Origin of the sequence: Pseudonocardia sp. D17 (assembly GCF_036984265.1) — a bacterium.
GTDB classification, from domain to species: Bacteria; Actinomycetota; Actinomycetes; order Mycobacteriales; family Pseudonocardiaceae; genus Pseudonocardia; species Pseudonocardia benzenivorans.
Window position 1 is genome coordinate 1 of the sequence record NZ_BPRG01000096.1, and the last position, 1,153, is coordinate 1,153.

Below are 1,153 nucleotides of genomic sequence, written 5' to 3' on the forward strand. Positions count from 1 at the left end.
CCCGACCAGCACGATCACCGTCGCGCACCAGCTGCACTACAGCCGCTTCACCGACCTCGCCCACGAACACCGCCGAGCGTAATAGTTGTAGATTGGTAATTATCCACTGTGGAGTATTGAGGACTGGGGTGTGATTGCAGGGATGACGGTGACCGCGCAGGACCTCCTCGGCCGTCTGCGGCCGCGGGCGTGGGACTCGGCGGCATCCACTGCCTTCGAGGCTGCTCAGGAGGCGATCAGTCACGCCATCGGCTGCTACTCCTCGCTGCTGGCCTCCGAGCAGCGCTCGCCGAATCCACGGGCTGAGCGCGTGGACGCCTGGTCGGCGGCCCGGCAGCAGTGTGCGGCGGAGCGCCGCCGGCTGCGTGCCTACGACCGCGACCAGGTGGCGGAGGTCCGGGCGCGGTACACGCAGCTCATCGCCGAGCTCGACGCGGAACTGCAGGCGCAGTCGCGTTGAGCGGTGACGACGCGTCGAGCAGCGTCCGGTCCTACCAGCTTTCCGCGGACGACAACGACCGTGTCTTCCGGCGCGACATCGTTCCCAGCGAACTGGAGCTGGTCCCGTCGCAGGAGCAGCCGATCGTCGTGTTCCTCATCGGTCAGCCCGGTGCGGGAAAGTCGGCCACCGCCGATGAGATCCGGGACGTTTTCGGCGACGGCGGGTTCGTCGAGGTCGACAGCGACATCTACAAGGCCTATCACCCGCGCTACGCGGAGATCCTTCGCCTCGACGACACACTCATGGCAGCGGCCATCGGGCCGGACGGTCGTGCGTGGATGGCGAAAGTGCAGGACTACGTCCGCGCGCACCGACTGAACGCGCTCGTGCACGAGATCGCGCAGAACCCGGACTACCTCGTCGCCACCGCCACGAAGTACCGCGACGCCGGCTACAGGTCGCTGTCGTTGTCCTGGCGGTTCAGAACAGCCGCGGAGCCGCCTCATGGTCCGGGCTGGGTCTATCAGCCGAAGCTGGACGGGTTCCGTGGCTGTGCCTGGTGGAACCGCCGCGGCCGGGTACGGCTGCTGTCGCGGCGCGGCCGGAGTCTGACCGACGCCTTCCCCGAACTACCGTCGCGCCCACGAACTAGTGCCTCGATCGAGAACGTTGGCGTTGTAACCCGGCTGCGGTGATCGGCTGAGAGGCTGT

At 67.4% G+C, this 1,153-nt stretch carries 2 protein-coding genes; both read left to right on the forward strand.

Going from position 1 to position 1,153, the window contains the following annotated elements; genetic code table 11:
- Nucleotides 1-142: 142 nt before the first annotated feature.
- A complete protein-coding gene (locus PSD17_RS16345; RefSeq protein ID WP_339123322.1) occupies nt 143-460 on the forward strand; it encodes a hypothetical protein in 318 nt (105 codons plus the stop codon).
- Nucleotides 457-1,137, forward strand: coding sequence for a zeta toxin family protein (locus tag PSD17_RS16350; RefSeq protein WP_339123324.1), 681 nt, complete (start codon nt 457-459; stop codon nt 1,135-1,137). Before PSD17_RS16345 ends, PSD17_RS16350 begins: the two co-directional genes overlap by 4 nt.
- The last annotated feature ends 16 nt before the right edge of the window (nt 1,138-1,153 follow it).

Coding starts and splice junctions, on each gene's coding strand:
- PSD17_RS16345 (WP_339123322.1), top strand. CDS start 143: ATGACGGTGACCGCGCAGGACCTCCTCGGCCGTCTGCGGCCGCGGGCG.